This window comes from Pseudarthrobacter sp. NPDC055928 (assembly GCF_042270935.1).
GTDB lineage: Bacteria > Actinomycetota > Actinomycetes > Actinomycetales > Micrococcaceae > Arthrobacter.
The window spans coordinates 135438-149901 of sequence record NZ_JBHJZH010000001.1 but is presented as its reverse complement, the minus strand read 5'-3'; the positions used below and the strand labels follow the sequence as shown (position 1 = coordinate 149901).

22 protein-coding genes are annotated in these 14464 nt (G+C 61.8%); 19 read left to right on the top strand and 3 right to left on the bottom strand.

Annotated features, from left to right (window positions below):
* The first annotated feature begins 16 nt into the window (after positions 1-16).
* The 19 genes from rplB to map all read left to right on the top strand — a co-directional run bounded on the left by rplB (position 17) and on the right by map (position 11110).
* Positions 17-856 carry a 50S ribosomal protein L2 gene (rplB, locus tag ACFC25_RS00725; protein WP_066293289.1) on the top strand — a complete coding sequence of 280 codons (840 nt, stop codon included), beginning with the start codon at positions 17-19 and terminating at the stop codon, positions 854-856.
* 12 nt (positions 857-868) lie between these two features.
* Entirely contained in the window at positions 869-1150 is a 282-nt protein-coding gene (gene rpsS / locus ACFC25_RS00720) for a 30S ribosomal protein S19 (RefSeq protein WP_011692805.1), read from the top strand.
* Positions 1151-1188: 38 nt separating this feature from the next.
* Complete coding sequence (gene rplV, locus ACFC25_RS00715; protein WP_003803798.1) at positions 1189-1554, top strand: 50S ribosomal protein L22; 366 nt, start codon at positions 1189-1191, stop codon at positions 1552-1554.
* Complete coding sequence (gene rpsC, locus ACFC25_RS00710; protein ID WP_131131302.1) at positions 1555-2388, top strand: 30S ribosomal protein S3; 834 nt, start codon at positions 1555-1557, stop codon at positions 2386-2388.
* Complete coding sequence (rplP, locus tag ACFC25_RS00705; RefSeq protein WP_013601829.1) at positions 2389-2805, top strand: 50S ribosomal protein L16; 417 nt, start codon at positions 2389-2391, stop codon at positions 2803-2805. It abuts the gene before it with no gap.
* A gap of 2 nt (positions 2806-2807) precedes the next feature.
* Complete coding sequence (gene rpmC / locus ACFC25_RS00700) at positions 2808-3137, top strand: 50S ribosomal protein L29 (RefSeq protein ID WP_131131303.1); 330 nt, start codon at positions 2808-2810, stop codon at positions 3135-3137.
* Positions 3134-3439, top strand: coding sequence for a 30S ribosomal protein S17 (rpsQ, locus tag ACFC25_RS00695; protein ID WP_066293283.1), 306 nt, complete (start codon positions 3134-3136; stop codon positions 3437-3439). Before rpmC ends, rpsQ begins: the two co-directional genes overlap by 4 nt.
* Positions 3440-3945: 506 nt before the next feature.
* A complete protein-coding gene (gene rplN, locus ACFC25_RS00690) occupies positions 3946-4314 on the top strand; it encodes a 50S ribosomal protein L14 (RefSeq protein WP_024366126.1) in 369 nt (122 codons plus the stop codon).
* 3 nt (positions 4315-4317) lie between these two features.
* Positions 4318-4677 carry a 50S ribosomal protein L24 gene (rplX, locus tag ACFC25_RS00685; protein WP_337346873.1) on the top strand — a complete coding sequence of 120 codons (360 nt, stop codon included), beginning with the start codon at positions 4318-4320 and terminating at the stop codon, positions 4675-4677.
* The gene (rplE, locus tag ACFC25_RS00680) at positions 4677-5258 is read left to right on the top strand and encodes a 50S ribosomal protein L5 (RefSeq protein WP_066293276.1); all 582 of its coding nucleotides are present in this window, start codon (positions 4677-4679) and stop codon (positions 5256-5258) included. Before rplX ends, rplE begins: the two co-directional genes overlap by 1 nt.
* A gap of 79 nt (positions 5259-5337) precedes the next feature.
* Positions 5338-5736, top strand: a complete 399-nt coding sequence (gene rpsH / locus ACFC25_RS00675; RefSeq protein WP_018773673.1) for a 30S ribosomal protein S8 — start codon at positions 5338-5340, stop codon at positions 5734-5736.
* Between the two features lie 18 nt (positions 5737-5754).
* Complete coding sequence (rplF, locus tag ACFC25_RS00670; protein ID WP_337346874.1) at positions 5755-6291, top strand: 50S ribosomal protein L6; 537 nt, start codon at positions 5755-5757, stop codon at positions 6289-6291.
* Between the two features lie 2 nt (positions 6292-6293).
* Positions 6294-6677 carry a 50S ribosomal protein L18 gene (gene rplR / locus ACFC25_RS00665; protein ID WP_376043184.1) on the top strand — a complete coding sequence of 128 codons (384 nt, stop codon included), beginning with the start codon at positions 6294-6296 and terminating at the stop codon, positions 6675-6677.
* Entirely contained in the window at positions 6674-7402 is a 729-nt protein-coding gene (gene rpsE / locus ACFC25_RS00660) for a 30S ribosomal protein S5 (RefSeq protein ID WP_066293261.1), read from the top strand. Before rplR ends, rpsE begins: the two co-directional genes overlap by 4 nt.
* A gap of 3 nt (positions 7403-7405) precedes the next feature.
* A complete protein-coding gene (gene rpmD, locus ACFC25_RS00655) occupies positions 7406-7612 on the top strand; it encodes a 50S ribosomal protein L30 (RefSeq protein ID WP_066293259.1) in 207 nt (68 codons plus the stop codon).
* A complete protein-coding gene (gene rplO, locus ACFC25_RS00650) occupies positions 7613-8107 on the top strand; it encodes a 50S ribosomal protein L15 (protein ID WP_190987315.1) in 495 nt (164 codons plus the stop codon).
* Positions 8108-8327: 220 nt separating this feature from the next.
* Positions 8328-9638 carry a preprotein translocase subunit SecY gene (gene secY / locus ACFC25_RS00645; RefSeq protein WP_337346875.1) on the top strand — a complete coding sequence of 437 codons (1311 nt, stop codon included), beginning with the start codon at positions 8328-8330 and terminating at the stop codon, positions 9636-9638.
* Positions 9639-9643: 5 nt separating this feature from the next.
* The gene (locus ACFC25_RS00640; RefSeq protein WP_337346932.1) at positions 9644-10213 is read left to right on the top strand and encodes an adenylate kinase; all 570 of its coding nucleotides are present in this window, start codon (positions 9644-9646) and stop codon (positions 10211-10213) included.
* Positions 10214-10282: 69 nt separating this feature from the next.
* Positions 10283-11110: a type I methionyl aminopeptidase gene (gene map / locus ACFC25_RS00635; protein ID WP_337346876.1), complete on the top strand. Its 828-nt coding sequence runs from the start codon at positions 10283-10285 to the stop codon at positions 11108-11110.
* Between the two features lies 1 nt (position 11111).
* On the opposite strand, the gene ACFC25_RS00630 is transcribed toward map, so the two are convergent.
* The 3 genes from ACFC25_RS00630 to ACFC25_RS00620 form a co-directional block, all read right to left on the bottom strand.
* On the bottom strand, positions 11112-12458 hold the full coding sequence (locus ACFC25_RS00630; protein ID WP_376043179.1) for an ABC transporter substrate-binding protein: 1347 nt from the start codon (positions 12456-12458) through the stop codon (positions 11112-11114).
* A 99-nt stretch (positions 12459-12557) separates the two neighbouring features.
* Entirely contained in the window at positions 12558-13463 is a 906-nt protein-coding gene (locus ACFC25_RS00625; protein ID WP_376043176.1) for a carbohydrate ABC transporter permease, read from the bottom strand.
* On the bottom strand, positions 13460-14425 hold the full coding sequence (locus tag ACFC25_RS00620) for a carbohydrate ABC transporter permease (protein ID WP_376043174.1): 966 nt from the start codon (positions 14423-14425) through the stop codon (positions 13460-13462). The genes ACFC25_RS00625 and ACFC25_RS00620 overlap by 4 nt, the downstream gene beginning before the upstream one ends.
* Between the last annotated feature and the right edge of the window lie 39 nt (positions 14426-14464).

Here is a 14464-nt window from a genome sequence, read left to right as displayed (position 1 = left end):
AACGAGGAAATAAATTATGGGAATCCGTAAATACAAGCCGACTACCCCGGGCCGTCGTGGCTCGAGCGTAGCGGACTTCACAGAAATCACGCGGTCGACGCCGGAAAAGTCGTTGGTACGTCCGCTGCCCAAAAAGGGCGGCCGTAACAACACCGGTAAGATCACAACCCGTCACAAGGGTGGTGGCCACAAGCGCCAGTACCGTCTGATCGACTTCCGTCGCCACGACAAGGACGGCGTTGACGCCCGCGTTGCCGAAATCGAGTACGATCCGAACCGTACGGCTCGCATCGCCCTCCTGCACTACGTTGATGGCACCAAGCGTTACATCATCGCCCCGAACAAGCTCTCCCAGGGTGACTTCGTAGAAGCAGGTGCCAACGCTGACATCAAGCCTGGCAACAACCTGCCCCTGCGCAACATTCCGGTGGGTACCGTTATCCACGCAGTTGAACTGCGTCCGGGTGGCGGCGCCAAGATGGGCCGCTCCGCCGGCGCATCGATCCAGCTTGTAGCCAAGGAAGGCCGCTTCGCCCAGCTGCGACTGCCTTCTGGCGAAATCCGCAACGTTGACGTGCGCTGCCGCGCAACCGTCGGCGAGGTCGGCAACGCAGAGCAGTCGAACATCAACTGGGGTAAGGCTGGCCGCATGCGCTGGAAGGGCGTCCGCCCGACCGTCCGTGGTGTCGCCATGAACCCGGTTGACCACCCGCACGGTGGCGGTGAGGGTAAGACGTCCGGTGGACGTAACCCCGTCAACCCCAACGGTAAGCGTGAAGGCCGCACCCGCCGCCCCAACAAAGAGAGCGACAAGCTTATTGTTCGTCGCCGTCGTACTGGCAAGAACAAGCGATAGGAGCCTGGACACATGCCACGCAGCCTGAAAAAAGGTCCCTTCGTTGACCAGCACCTCTTTGTGAAGGTGGATAGGGAAAACGAAAAGGGCACCAAGAACGTCATTAAGACCTGGTCCCGCCGTTCGATGATCATCCCCGACATGCTCGGGCACACGATCGCCGTACATGACGGACGCAAGCACATTCCGGTGTTTGTTACCGAGTCGATGGTCGGGCACAAGCTCGGCGAATTCGCTCCCACGCGGACATTCCGCGGCCATGTCAAGGACGACCGTAAGGGCAAGCGCCGCTAGGCGCCTGCACTTACGTCATAGACGAGAGAAGGAAAGCAATGGAAGCCAAGGCAATTGCGCGTCACATCCGCGTAACGCCTATGAAGGCCCGGCGCGTCGTCAACCTTGTTCGTGGTAAGCAAGCGAACGAGGCTCTGGCAATTCTGAAGTTTGCCCCCCAGGCAGCTTCTGAGCCGGTATTCAAGGTAGTTCAGTCGGCAATCTCCAACGCCCGGGTCCTCGCGGACCGCGACGGCGTGGCGTTTGACGAAGGTGACCTCATCATCAGCGAAGCGTTTGTTGATGAAGGCCCGACCATGAAGCGGTTCCAGCCGCGTGCCCAGGGTCGTGCATTTCAGATCAAGAAGCGCACCAGCCACATCACCGTGGTAGTCGCTACCCCGGAGAAAGAGGAGGCTCGCTAAGTGGGACAGAAAGTAAACCCGCACGGGTTCCGACTCGGCATCACCACCGATCACGTATCGCACTGGTTCGCTGACAGCACCAAGGCCGGACAGCGGTACAAGGACTTCGTTCGCGAAGACATCCGTATCCGCCAGCTCATGTCTGTTGGCATGGAGCGCGCCGGTATCGCCAAGGTCGAAATCGAGCGCACCCGTGACCGTGTCCGCGTGGACATCCACACGGCACGCCCGGGCATCGTCATCGGCCGCCGCGGCGCCGAAGCAGACCGCATCCGCGGCGAGCTCGAAAAGCTCACCGGCAAGCAGGTCCAGCTGAACATCCTCGAGGTCAAGAACCCCGAAATGGAAGCACAGCTTGTTGCCCAGGGCGTTGCTGAGCAGCTGACTTCCCGCGTGGCGTTCCGCCGTGCGATGAAGAAGGCCATGCAGTCCGCGCAGCGTGCAGGTGCCAAGGGCATCCGTATCGCTTGCTCGGGTCGACTGGGCGGCGCTGAAATGTCCCGCTCGGAGTTCTACCGCGAAGGCCGTGTGCCCCTGCACACCCTCCGCGCGAACATCGACTACGGCTTCTACGAGGCCAAGACCACCTTCGGCCGCATCGGCGTGAAGGTCTGGATCTACAAGGGTGACGTCACCGCCAAGGAACTGGCTCAGCAGGCAGCTGCTGCTCCGTCCCGTGGCCGCGGCGCCAGCGACCGTCCGGGCCGCCCGGGCGGTGCTGACCGTGGTGACCGCCGCCGTCGTACCGACCGTCCGGCCGCCGAAGCAGCTCCCGCTGCAGAGGCTCCGGCAGTTGAGGCTGCACCTGCTGCAGTAGAAGGAGGACAGGCTTAAATGCTTATCCCACGTCGAGTCAAGCACCGCAAGCAGCACCACCCGGGTCGTTCCGGCGCTGCTACGGGCGGCACCAAGGTCTCCTTCGGTGAGTACGGCATCCAGGCCCTGAGCCCGGCATACGTAACCAACCGTCAGATCGAGTCTGCACGTATCGCGATGACCCGCCACATCAAGCGTGGCGGTAAGGTCTGGATCAACATCTACCCGGACCGTCCCCTGACGAAGAAGCCTGCCGAAACCCGCATGGGTTCCGGTAAGGGTTCACCGGAATGGTGGGTCGCCAACGTCAAGCCGGGCCGGGTTCTCTTTGAGATCTCCGGTGTCGAAGAATCGGTGGCACGCGAGGCCCTGCGCCTGGCAATCCACAAGCTCCCGTTGAAGGCACGCATTCTGCGTCGCGAAGGTGGTGAATAGAAATGGCAGTAGGATCCAAGGAACTCGCTCCCGCACAGCTGGACGGTTTCGACAACGAGCGTCTCGTTGAAGAACTCCGCAAGGCTAAGGAAGAGCTGTTCAACCTGCGTTTCCAGTCCGCCACCGGCCAGCTGGAGAACCACGGTCGTCTGCGCGCGGTAAAGAAGGACATCGCACGCATCTACACCGTTCTCCGTGAACGCGAGCTGGGCATTCGTGCCGAGGTTGCCGCACCGGTTGTGGAAGCCAAGGAAGAAAAGAAGTCCAAGAAGGCAACAACCAAGAAGGCCGAAAAGGCTGAAACGGTTGAGACCGAGGAGGATGCCAAGTGAGTGAAAAGGACGAGAACGTGACGGAAACTGCTACGGCAGCTACGGCTGAGCAGCGCGGTTACCGTAAGACGCGTCGCGGCTACGTGGTTTCGGACAAGATGGAAAAGACCATCGTTGTCCAGGTTGAAGACCGCGTGAAGCACGCCCTCTACGGCAAGGTCATCCGCCGCACCTCGAAGGTCAAGGCTCACGACGAAGAGAACATCGCCGGCATCGGCGACCTCGTAGTCATCGCTGAGACCCGCCCGCTGTCCGCCACGAAGAACTGGCGGCTCGTGGAGATCCTCGAGAAGGCTAAGTAACACCTGCAGCTGTGCTGCTGGGCTATGCCCGGAAACCCCCGTTCCCTTTGGGAACGGGGGTTTCCTCATTTCCGGGACGGGCGGCTGAGGGCGTCACGTGCAGCACGTTTTCACGGAACGTACGACGGCGGCGGCCCGGGTTTCGTGGGGGAGCGGCACCGGCGGTGCGCCGAAAGAATGCCGTGCCCTGACGCCGTCGTTCTTTGATGCAGCGGCCCGGCCTGTGATATGGGGACTGACCCGATCTGTGCTAGGATATTGAGTTTGTATGGCGCCTTTTGTGCGCCGTCATCAAACCTCGTAAACAATCGTGCCACGGCATAGTGCCCCCTTGCACTTGGACTGCGTCCAATTCGCTTGGGAAGCAACTGTTTTTGGCACGGGCGTTTAGGCCTGGTCTGGCAAAATCCAGGCAGGTCAAGAGACACCCCGATCAACCGTTCCGCAAGGCTCATTCCGTAGGAAGATTTTCGGTCTGAGAACCAGCGCGACGCAAGGAGTAAATAGTGATTCAGCAGGAGTCGCGACTCAAGGTCGCCGACAACACGGGTGCTAAGGAAATCCTTACCATTCGCGTTCTCGGTGGATCTGGCCGTCGCTACGCAGGCATTGGCGACGTCATCGTCGCTACCGTCAAGGACGCAATTCCGGGCGGCAACGTAAAGAAGGGCGATGTTGTCAAGGCAGTCATCGTCCGTACCAAGAAGGAACGCCGCCGTGCGGATGGTTCCTACATCAAGTTTGACGAGAACGCAGCTGTGATCCTGAAGGCTGACGGTGACCCCCGCGGTACCCGTATCTTCGGACCGGTTGGTCGTGAACTCCGTGACAAGAAGTTCATGAAGATCGTTTCTCTGGCTCCGGAGGTGCTCTAGTCCATGGCTAAGATCAAGAAGGGTGACCTCGTTCAGGTCATCACTGGCGCCAAGGCTGAGCGCGGCGGCGACAAAGGCAAGCAGGGCAAGGTTCTGCGCGTATTCCCGGAGAGCAACCGCGTGTTGGTCGAAGGCATTAACCGCGTAACCAAGCACACCAAGGTCGGTCAGTCGCAGCGCGGCACCAAGACCGGTGGCATCGAGGTTGTCGAAGCTTCGATCCACATCTCCAACGTGGCTCTGGTTGACCCGTCCACCAAGAAGCCCACCCGCGTTGGTTTCCGCACCGAGACCGTTGAGCGCAATGGCGTGAAGCGCGAAGTGCGTGTACGCGTGGCCAAGAGCTCCGGGAAGGACATCTAATGACTGAGACTCTCGAGACTCCGGCAACGAAGATCGTTCCTCGTCTGAAGACCAAGTACGCCGATTCCATCAAGAGCACGCTCATTGAGGAATTCAAGTACGAGAACGTCAACCAGGTTCCCCGCCTGGTGAAGGTCGTTGTGAACATGGGTGTTGGAGATGCCGCTAAGGACTCCAAGCTGATCGACGGCGCTGTCCGCGATCTGACCCTGATCACCGGCCAGAAGCCGCAGGTAACCAAGGCCCGCAAGTCGATCGCACAGTTCAAGCTGCGCGAAGGCATGCCCATCGGCGCCCACGCTACCCTGCGTGGAGACCGCATGTGGGAATTCCTGGATCGTCTGGTCACGCTGGCTCTGCCCCGTATCCGCGACTTCCGCGGCCTCAGCGGCAAGCAGTTCGATGGCAACGGCAACTACACCTTCGGTCTGACCGAGCAGGTTATGTTCCACGAAATCGACCAGGATTCCATCGACCGCGTTCGCGGTATGGACATCACGGTTGTTACCACTGCCAAGACCGATGACGAAGGCCGCGCGCTGCTGAAGGCGCTTGGTTTCCCGTTCAAGGCCGAAGACTAATCTAACTACGTAACAGGTCCTTCGCTGAGGCTTTAGGCAGCAGCGAGGAAACCGTTATGAGGAAGGGCAAGAGCCCAAAATGACAATGACAGATCCTGTCGCAGACATGCTTACGCGTCTGCGCAACGCAAACTCGGCATACCACGATTCCGTGACCATGCCGTACAGCAAGCTCAAGGCACGCGTTGCCGACATCCTGAAGGCCGAAGGTTACATCGCCTCCTGGAAAGAAGAAGACGCTGAGGTTGGCAAGAAGCTGACCCTCGAGCTCAAGTTCGGTCCGAACCGCGAGCGTTCAATCGCTGGCGTTCGTCGTATTTCCAAGCCGGGACTGCGTGTTTACGCAAAGTCCACCAACCTGCCGCACGTGCTCGGTGGCCTGGGTGTCGCAATCCTGTCCACCTCTTCCGGCCTCCTGACTGACAAGCAGGCCGGCAAGAAGGGCGTGGGCGGCGAAGTCCTCGCTTACGTCTGGTAACGGGAAAGGAAGAGAATAATGTCACGTATTGGACGTCTCCCCATCACCGTTCCTGCCGGCGTTGAGGTCAAGGTTGACGGCTCTGTCGTCAGCGTCAAGGGTTCCAAAGGCGAGCTGAACCACACTGTGGCCAGCCCGATCGAGGTTTCCCTGGAAGCAGACACCCTGACTGTCGCCCGCCCGAACGACGAGCGCGCCTCCCGTTCACTCCACGGCCTGACCCGCACCCTGATCTCCAACATGATCGAGGGCGTAACCAAGGGCTACGAGAAGAAGCTTGAAATCGTTGGTACTGGTTACCGCGTTCAGGCCAAGGGATCTGACCTTGAGTTCGCTCTCGGCTTCAGCCACCCGGTAAATGTCTCCGCACCGGAGGGCATCACCTTTGCAGTTGAGACCCCGACCAAGCTCTCTGTTTCAGGTATCAACAAGCAGCAGGTCGGCGAGGTTGCTGCCAACATTCGCAAGCTGCGGAAGCCGGACCCCTATAAGGGCAAGGGCATCCGTTACGCCGGCGAAGTCATCCGCCGCAAGGTCGGAAAGGCTGGTAAGTAACCATGGCCATCTCAATTAATAAGAAGCGTACGAACAAGAGCAAGTCTGCTTCGCGCAGCCGTCGTCAGCTTCGTATCCGCAAGCGCATCTCCGGTACGGCTATACGTCCTCGTCTGGTCGTCAACCGTTCCGCACGCCACGTATTCGTCCAGGTTGTCGATGACACCAAGGGCCTGACCGTAGCGAGCGCGTCCACACTGGAAGCCGACCTTCGTGCATTCGACGGTGACAAGACTGCCAAGGCCAAGCGCGTTGGCGAGCTCGTCGCCGAGCGTGCCAAGGCTGCCGGTATCGAAGCTGTTGTCTTCGACCGCGGTGGTAACAAGTACCACGGCCGGATCGCCGCCGTCGCTGACGGTGCACGTGAAGGTGGGCTGTCACTGTGACGGAAGCAAACAAGGAAAAGGACACTGTGTCTGCAGATCAGAAGGCGACTGAAGCCGTAGCTGCTCCGGCCACTGAGACCACTGCTCCCGCTGCTGCCGATGACCGCCGTGGTGGCGCTCGTCGTGGCGAGCGTGGAGACCGTGGCCAGGGCCGCGGCGACCGTGGTGGCCGTGGCGGCCGCGACGGCGGCCGTGAAGCTGAGAAGAGCCAGTTCGTAGAGCGCGTTGTTACCATCAACCGCGTTTCCAAGGTCGTCAAGGGTGGTCGTCGCTTCAGCTTCACCGCTCTGGTCGTCGTTGGTGACGGCAACGGTATGGTCGGCGTTGGCTACGGCAAGGCTAAGGAAGTTCCTGCCGCAATCGCGAAGGGCGTTGAAGAGGCCAAGAAGTCCTTCTTCCGCGTTCCCCGCATTGGCAACACCATCCCGCACCGCGTTCAGGGTGAGGCTGCTGCCGGCGTCGTAATGCTGCGTCCGGCTTCCGCCGGTACCGGTGTTATCGCCGGTGGCCCGGTCCGTGCAGTACTGGAGTGCGTGGGCATCCACGACATCCTCTCCAAGTCGCTCGGTTCCTCGAACGCCATCAACATCGTTCACGCGACCGTTGATGCCCTGAAGCGCCTCGAAGAGCCGGCAGCAGTGGCAGCACGCCGCGGCCTGCCCCTGGACGAGGTTGCTCCGCCGGCAATGGTGAAGGCTCTCCTGAACCAGAAGGCGGGTGTCTAAGTTATGGCTAAGAACCTGATTCCCTCCGACGTCCAGTTGGAGATCACTCAGATCAAGTCCGTCATTGGCGGCAAGCAGAACCAGCGCGACACCCTTCGGTCCCTCGGCCTGAAGCGGATCGGACACACCGTTGTCCGCACCGCCGACGCCGTGACCGTTGGAATGCTCAACACGGTTCCGCACCTGGTAAAGGTAGAGGAGGCGAAGTAAATGGCAGAGAAAAACACTGCTGAGAAGGCACAGAGCGCGACTGCTGAGAAGCAGAACGCTCTGAAGGTCCACCACCTGCGTCCCGCCCCGGGTGCCAAGACCGCCAAGACCCGCGTTGGTCGTGGTGAAGGTTCCAAGGGTAAGACCGCTGGCCGCGGTACCAAGGGTACGAAGGCCCGCTACCAGATCAAGGCTGGCTTTGCCGGCGGCCAGTTGCCGCTGCACATGCGCCTGCCGAAGCTGCGCGGCTTCAAGAACCCGTTCCGGGTTGAGTTCCAGGTTGTAAACCTGGACAAGCTCAACGAGCTGTTCCCGGAAGGTGGCGCAGTCACCGTGGAGAACCTGGTCGAAAAGGGTGCCGTTCGCAAGAACCAGCCCGTCAAGGTGCTTGGCACCGGTGACATCACCGTCAAGGTTGACGTCACCGCCCACGCATTCTCGGCCAGCGCCGCAGAAAAGATTGCTGCAGCAGGCGGAAGCACCACCGCCCTCTAACGAGGCGGTGGGCGAACGCCCGTTGTGAACTCCCGGTATGCAGGGCCCCAGGCTCTGCGTACCGGGAGTTTTTTCACATCCCGCCGGCCGACTATTTCCGTCCGTTCGCCGCATGGGCGCCCTGACGGATTGTTCGCATAGCGCATACAACCGTTAGACTCGGTTGTTGGGATTTATTGACTCCCATCACCCCACTCTTATTTACACCACAGGAGGACGCTTGCTTAGCGCATTTGGCCGGGCCTTTCGCACGCCTGATCTGCGACGCAAGTTGTTGTTCACGCTGGGAATCATCACCATCTTCCGCTTGGGTGCCTTCATTCCCTCGCCTGGTGTGAACTACCAGAATGTCCAGCAATGCTTGCAGAACGGTCAGACCGCAGGCGGGCTCTACCAGCTCGTTAACCTGTTCAGCGGCGGTGCATTGCTCCAGGTGTCCATCTTCGCGCTGGGCATCATGCCGTACATCACGGCCAGCATCATCGTTCAACTGCTCCGGGTGGTCATTCCCCGGTTCCAGCAGCTGTACGAGGAGGGCGCCTCCGGGCAGTCCAAGCTGACCCAGTACACGCGGTACCTCACCATCGCCCTGGGCCTGCTCAACGCCACGACACTGGTGTCGCTGGCACGTTCAGGCCAGCTCCTGCCAGGCTGTGCGCTGGACATCATCCCGGACACCAGCGTGATCACCACCATCCTGATCATCATCACGCTGACGGCCGGCACCGGCCTGATCATGTGGATGGGCGAGCTCGTCACCGAAAAGGGTGTGGGCAACGGCATGTCGCTGCTTATCTTCACCTCCATCGCCGCAAGCTTCCCCACCTCCCTGGGCGCTATCTGGACCTCGCAGGGTCCGGGCACGTTCTTTATGGTCCTGGCCATTGGCCTGGTCACCGTTGCCCTGGTGGTCTTTGTGGAGCAGTCCCAGCGTCGCGTCCCGGTGCAGTACGCCAAGCGGATGATTGGACGCCGCACTGTGGGCGGCACCAGCACGTACATTCCCATCAAGGTCAACATGGCCGGCGTGGTCCCCGTGATCTTCGCGTCGTCCATGCTCTACCTGCCGGGCCTGATTGCGCAGTTCAACCAGCCCAAGCAGGGCGAGACAATGGCCCCGTGGGTGGAGTGGATCAACAACAACCTCACCCGCGGTGACCACCCGATTTACATGGCGCTCTACTTCGCCATGATTGTGTTTTTCACCTACTTCTATGTCGCGATCACCTTCAACCCTGAAGAGGTCTCGGACAACATGAAGAAGTACGGCGGCTTCATCCCGGGCATCCGGGCTGGCAAGCCGACGGCGGACTACCTGCAGTACGTCCTGTCCAGGATCACCCTGCCCGGCGCCCTGTACCTGGGCTTTGTGGCACTGATCCCGCTCGTCGCCCTGGTCCTGATCAACGCGAACCAGAACTTCCCGTTCGGCGGTACGTCGATCCTGATCATGGTGGGTGTGGGCCTGGAGACGGTCAAGCAGATTGACGCGCAGCTACAACAACGTCACTACGAAGGGCTTTTGCGATGACGAGAATGCTAATTATCGGACCTCCCGGTTCCGGCAAAGGAACGCAGGCAGAGCGGATCTCCGAACGCCTCGGCGTCGTTGCGATCTCCACCGGCGATATCTTCCGCGCCAACGTCAAAGGTGAGACGCCGCTGGGCGTCGAGGCCAAGAAGTACATGGATGCCGGCGACTTTGTGCCGGACAGCGTCACCAACAAGATGGTGCGTGACCGCCTCAGCGAGGCCGACGTCGAAACCGGCTTCCTGCTGGACGGTTACCCCCGAACCACAGCCCAGGTGGACTACCTCGACGAGATCCTCGCCAAGGGCGAGGAGAAGCTCGACGTCGTCCTGCAGCTCACTGCCGACGACGAGGAATTGGTGCACCGGCTGCTTGGCCGGGCGAAGGAAACGGGCCGGAGCGACGACAACGAAGCCGTCATCCGCCACCGCCTGGACCTGTACCACGAGCAGACCGAGGCCGTTGTGGCCAAGTATGCCGAACGCGGCATCCTGACCCAGGTGGACGGCATCGGCGGCATCGACGAGGTCACCGACCGCGTCATGCAGGCCATCAAGGCAGCACAGGCCGCCTGATCCCGGCAACAGTTATTCGAGGCTCCTCCCGGATTCCGGGAGGAGCCTCAGCCATTGAAAGGACACACCATGGCTTTCGGCCAGCCCCGTATCGAATATAAGACCAACGCCCAGATGCGCACCATGCACGAGGCGGGCCTGGTCCTCAGCCGTGCGCTGGACGCAGCAGTTGAGGCCGCGGTGCCCGGGGTCACCACCAAACACCTGGACGACGTATTCGCGGCCGTCCTGAACCAGGCCGGCGCCAAGTCCAATTTCTTCGGCTACCACGGTTTCCCGGCCACCATCTGCACGTCCGTCAACGAGGAAGTGGTGCACGGCATCCCCGGCGGACGGGTCCTCAACGACGGCGACATCATCTCGATCGACGGCGGAGCCATCGTCGACGGCTGGCACTCCGACTCGGCCCGCACGGTCATCGTGGGCACGGCAGACCCCGAGGACCAGCGTCTTTCCGACGTCACACAGGCGGCTATGTGGCGGGGCATCGCCGCCCTGGCGTCCGGCAGCCACGTGGGAGATATCGGTGCTGCCATCGACGACTACGTCTCCTCCGTCCCCGGCAAGCCCCTGGGCATCCTGGAAGACTACGTGGGCCACGGGATCGGGTCGGAGATGCACATGGCCCCGGACGTCCTGAACTACCGCACCAGCCACCGCGGCCCGAAGATCCGGCCCGGCCTGTGCCTTGCCATCGAACCCATGCTGGTCCGCGGCAGCATCGACACCGCCGTGCTCGACGACGACTGGACCGTGGTGACCACGGACGGGAAGCGCTCCTGCCAGTGGGAGCATTCCGTGGCCGTCCACGACAAGGGGATCTGGGTCCTTTCCGCGCCCGACGGCGGGGCAGAGCACCTGGTGCCGCTCGGCGTCGTGCCCGTCCCCATCCCGTAAGTCAGGCCTTGAGCCTGGGCTTGACGTCCTTGGTGTAGATTCCCTCGAGCGTCGCCTTCAGCTCCGTCATGGTGGCCTTCACGTCGCCCTGTTGGGTGAGGATCTTGGCGGCAGCCTTGGCCATCTCCTGGTCTGCGCCGGGCAGGAACACGCGGGCGTTGTCCTGGACGCGGGTAACGGCCAGTTGGTCCATGGCGATCTTGATCTGCGGGGTCTTGGCCAGCACGGCGGTCATGTCAGCGGAGGTCCGCGTGGGCATGTAACCGGTTGCGGCTGAAAACGCCGCAGTGTTCTCCGGCTCGGTCATGAACTGAAGGAACATGGCGGCCGCAAGCTGCTCTTCCTTGGTGACACCGCTGGGGATGCCCAGGCCGGCTCCGCCAGTGGGGCACACTCCTGAGGTGGCCTTCGAACCGCCCGGCAGGAACCCAACGCCCACGTTGAACTTGGCGGACTTCAGGATGCCGATCAGCGAACCCGTCGAGGACAGAGTGGCCGAGGCGAGGCCAGCTGCAAAGTCGTCGGCGGATTCCTTGGAGGAGACCCCGGCCCAGGCGTCCTTGTAGACGGAATCCTGGGCCGCCTGCAGTGCCCCGACGGACTCGGCTGAGTCGCAGGTGATGTCCCAGCCCTTGGACCAGCCGCCGCCTTCGCCCCAGAGGTTGTTCTGCAGGGTCCAGCCGGCGTACCCGGCGAGGGCGGGGTGCATAAAGGCATACTGGGCGCCGGAAGCTGCCTTGAGCTTGGGTGCCCAGCCGGCGAATTCCTGCCAGGTGGCGGGGGCGCGATCCGGCAGGCCTGCCGCAGCGAAGTGGTCCTTGTTGTAGTAGAACAAGGGCGTGGACCGGCCGTAGGGAAGAGCCCACTGTTTGCCGTCGTACTTGTAATCGTCCACCAGCGAGGTGCGGAAGTCGTCCAGCTTGACGTCCAGTTGCTTGACCAGCGAGTCGAGCGGGATGATGCTTTCGTTCAGGTAGTAACGGAACCACCAAACGTCGGAGAGCACCACCAGGGACGGCAGGCCTGACTTGGCGGCCTGGGCGGTCTGGAACTTCTGGGCGATTTCCTCGTAGTTGGCGCCTGCTGTCACCAGGTTCACCTTGATGTCCGGGTACCTGGCGTGGAACTTCTCGATGATGCTTTTTTCCACATCCTGTGACTTGCCCGGGTGGTTGGACCAGAAGTCGATGGATGCGGCCGGCTTCACGCCGCTGAAGTCGATGTCGGCAACGGGTGTCACCGCGGCTCCGGGGGTTGTTGACGGGCCGCCGCAGGCGGACAGTGCTGCGGCTCCTGCCCCGGCCCCGGCCAGGGTGAGGAAGAACCGTCGATCAAGGGTTAGGGACATGGTGCTGCCTTTCGTTGTGTGCCTCGGTGGTGCTGGATGCGGTGGATGGATGTTTTGGATGCCCGACGGGGATTAGCCCGTCACGCTGCCCGCCCGGGATTAGCCCGTCACGCTGCCCTGGGTCAGGCCCGCGACGATGTAGCGCTGGAGCATGGCGAAGATGACCAGGATGGGGACGATCACGAGGACGGCGCCGGCCATCATGACTCCCCAGCCTGCGCCGTTGCTCTCTGAGTTCTGCAGGAGGGTGAGGCCCACGGGAAGGGTCATGCTTTCGGGCTTGTCCGTGATGATCAGGGGCCAGATGTACTCGTTCCACTCGCTCACCACGGTGACCAGGGCTACCGTGGCGATGGAAGGAACGGACACCGGCACCACGATCTGCCAGAGTCGCCGCCAGTGGCCGGCGCCGTCGATCTCTGCTGATTCCAGGATGGAACCAGGCAGGGTCAGGAAATGCTGGCGCAGCAGGAAGGTGCCGAACGCGGTTCCCAGGCCGGGCAGGATGATGCCCCACAGGGTGTTCTTCCCGCCCATTCCGGCGATCAGGATGTAGTTCGGCAGGATGGACACCTGCGCGGGAACCATCAGGGCCACGAGGATCAGGACGAAGATCACGTTCTTGAACGGAAACCGCACAAACACCAGGGCGTAGGCGGTCAGCAGTGCGAGGATCACTTTGATGCCGCCGCCCACCACGGTGACGATGGTGCTGTTGAGGAAGAACTGACCGAACGGGACCGTGGTCATGGCCACCCGGTAGTTCTCCGGGTCCAGGGTTGCTGGGAGCGCCTGCAGGTCCAAAGTCACTATTTCGCCAGGTTGTTTGAACGAGCTCAGCACCATCCACAGCAGCGGCAGGAAGACCACCAGGACAGCGATCGCCAGCGGCGCATACCCGGCAGCGACTGTCCTGGCCAGGTTGGCACGGGAGAATGCGCGCTCGCGGGGCGGGACGGCGTCGGACGTTGAAGGTTCCGGGAGGAGGACAGCGGGGGCGCTCACGAGTAGTGCACCTTCTTTTCGATGAACCGCAGCTGCAGCACGGTGATCACCAGCAGTATTGCAAACAGGACCACGGAGATGGCGGCGGAATAGCCGGCGCGGTTATAGGCACCGAAGGCTTGGAGGTATGCCTCGTAGATGAGGGTGCTGGTGCCGCTGCCCAGGGGCGTCATGATTCGGATGAGGTCAAAGGCCTGCAGGGAGCTGAGCATGGTGGTGATCAGCAGGAAGAACGTAGTAGGGGAAAGCAGCGGCAGGGACATGCTGAGAAAGCGCCGGACATGGCCGGCGCCGTCCAGCGCGGCGGCCTCCATCACATCCTGCGGCAGGGACTGGAGCCCGGCGAGGAACACCACCGCGCAGTAGCCCAGGTTCTTCCAGACATACACGATGATGACCATCACCAGTGAAAGTTCCGGATCGTTGATCCACTGCGGGCTCTGCTGTCCGAAGCCCCGAAGGATCCAGGCCAGCACACCGTAGCCGGGATCAAAGATGAACAGCCAGACCAGGCCAACACCCACCCCGGACAGCACATACGGCGCGAAGACTGCCGACCGGGCAAAGGTAGTGCCGCGGACTTTCGAGTTCAGTGCCAGCGCCACCAGCAAGCCCAGCACCATGGAGCCGCCTACTGTTGCGGCCATAAATACGGCAGTGGTGCCCAGCACCCGGCCGGCGTCCGCGCTGGTGAAGAACGTGATGTAGTTTTCCAGCCCGACGACGGTGGCGGACGCGGAGCCGAGCGTCCAGTTCAGCGTGGAGTAGTAGAGGTTGTTGAACAGTGGAACGTAGGTGAATACCGCGATGAGCAGCAGGTTAGGCAAGGCCAGCGCGAGGAAAACGAAGAAGTCCCGGCGTTTCCGCTGCGACCAGCGGTTGTGGCGGGGCCTGGCGGGGGTGCCGGCAGCTTGGCCGGACGGGGCCAGTGGCGGGTGCCTGTCGGCGAGTTGTGATGTCATTGGTCTCTAACGGTGAACAGGCCTGGGAAGAGGCAGGGC

Coding starts and splice junctions, on each gene's coding strand:
- rplB (WP_066293289.1), top strand. CDS start 17: ATGGGAATCCGTAAATACAAGCCGACTACCCCGGGCCGTCGTGGCTCG.
- rpsS (WP_011692805.1), top strand. CDS start 869: ATGCCACGCAGCCTGAAAAAAGGTCCCTTCGTTGACCAGCACCTCTTT.
- rplV (WP_003803798.1), top strand. CDS start 1,189: ATGGAAGCCAAGGCAATTGCGCGTCACATCCGCGTAACGCCTATGAAG.
- rplP (WP_013601829.1), top strand. CDS start 2,389: ATGCTTATCCCACGTCGAGTCAAGCACCGCAAGCAGCACCACCCGGGT.
- rpmC (WP_131131303.1), top strand. CDS start 2,808: ATGGCAGTAGGATCCAAGGAACTCGCTCCCGCACAGCTGGACGGTTTC.
- rplX (WP_337346873.1), top strand. CDS start 4,318: ATGGCTAAGATCAAGAAGGGTGACCTCGTTCAGGTCATCACTGGCGCC.
- rplE (WP_066293276.1), top strand. CDS start 4,677: ATGACTGAGACTCTCGAGACTCCGGCAACGAAGATCGTTCCTCGTCTG.
- rpsH (WP_018773673.1), top strand. CDS start 5,338: ATGACAATGACAGATCCTGTCGCAGACATGCTTACGCGTCTGCGCAAC.
- rplF (WP_337346874.1), top strand. CDS start 5,755: ATGTCACGTATTGGACGTCTCCCCATCACCGTTCCTGCCGGCGTTGAG.
- rplR (WP_376043184.1), top strand. CDS start 6,294: ATGGCCATCTCAATTAATAAGAAGCGTACGAACAAGAGCAAGTCTGCT.
- rpmD (WP_066293259.1), top strand. CDS start 7,406: ATGGCTAAGAACCTGATTCCCTCCGACGTCCAGTTGGAGATCACTCAG.
- rplO (WP_190987315.1), top strand. CDS start 7,613: ATGGCAGAGAAAAACACTGCTGAGAAGGCACAGAGCGCGACTGCTGAG.
- ACFC25_RS00640 (WP_337346932.1), top strand. CDS start 9,644: ATGCTAATTATCGGACCTCCCGGTTCCGGCAAAGGAACGCAGGCAGAG.
- map (WP_337346876.1), top strand. CDS start 10,283: ATGGCTTTCGGCCAGCCCCGTATCGAATATAAGACCAACGCCCAGATG.
- ACFC25_RS00630 (WP_376043179.1), bottom strand. CDS start 12,458: ATGTCCCTAACCCTTGATCGACGGTTCTTCCTCACCCTGGCCGGGGCC.
- ACFC25_RS00620 (WP_376043174.1), bottom strand. CDS start 14,425: ATGACATCACAACTCGCCGACAGGCACCCGCCACTGGCCCCGTCCGGC.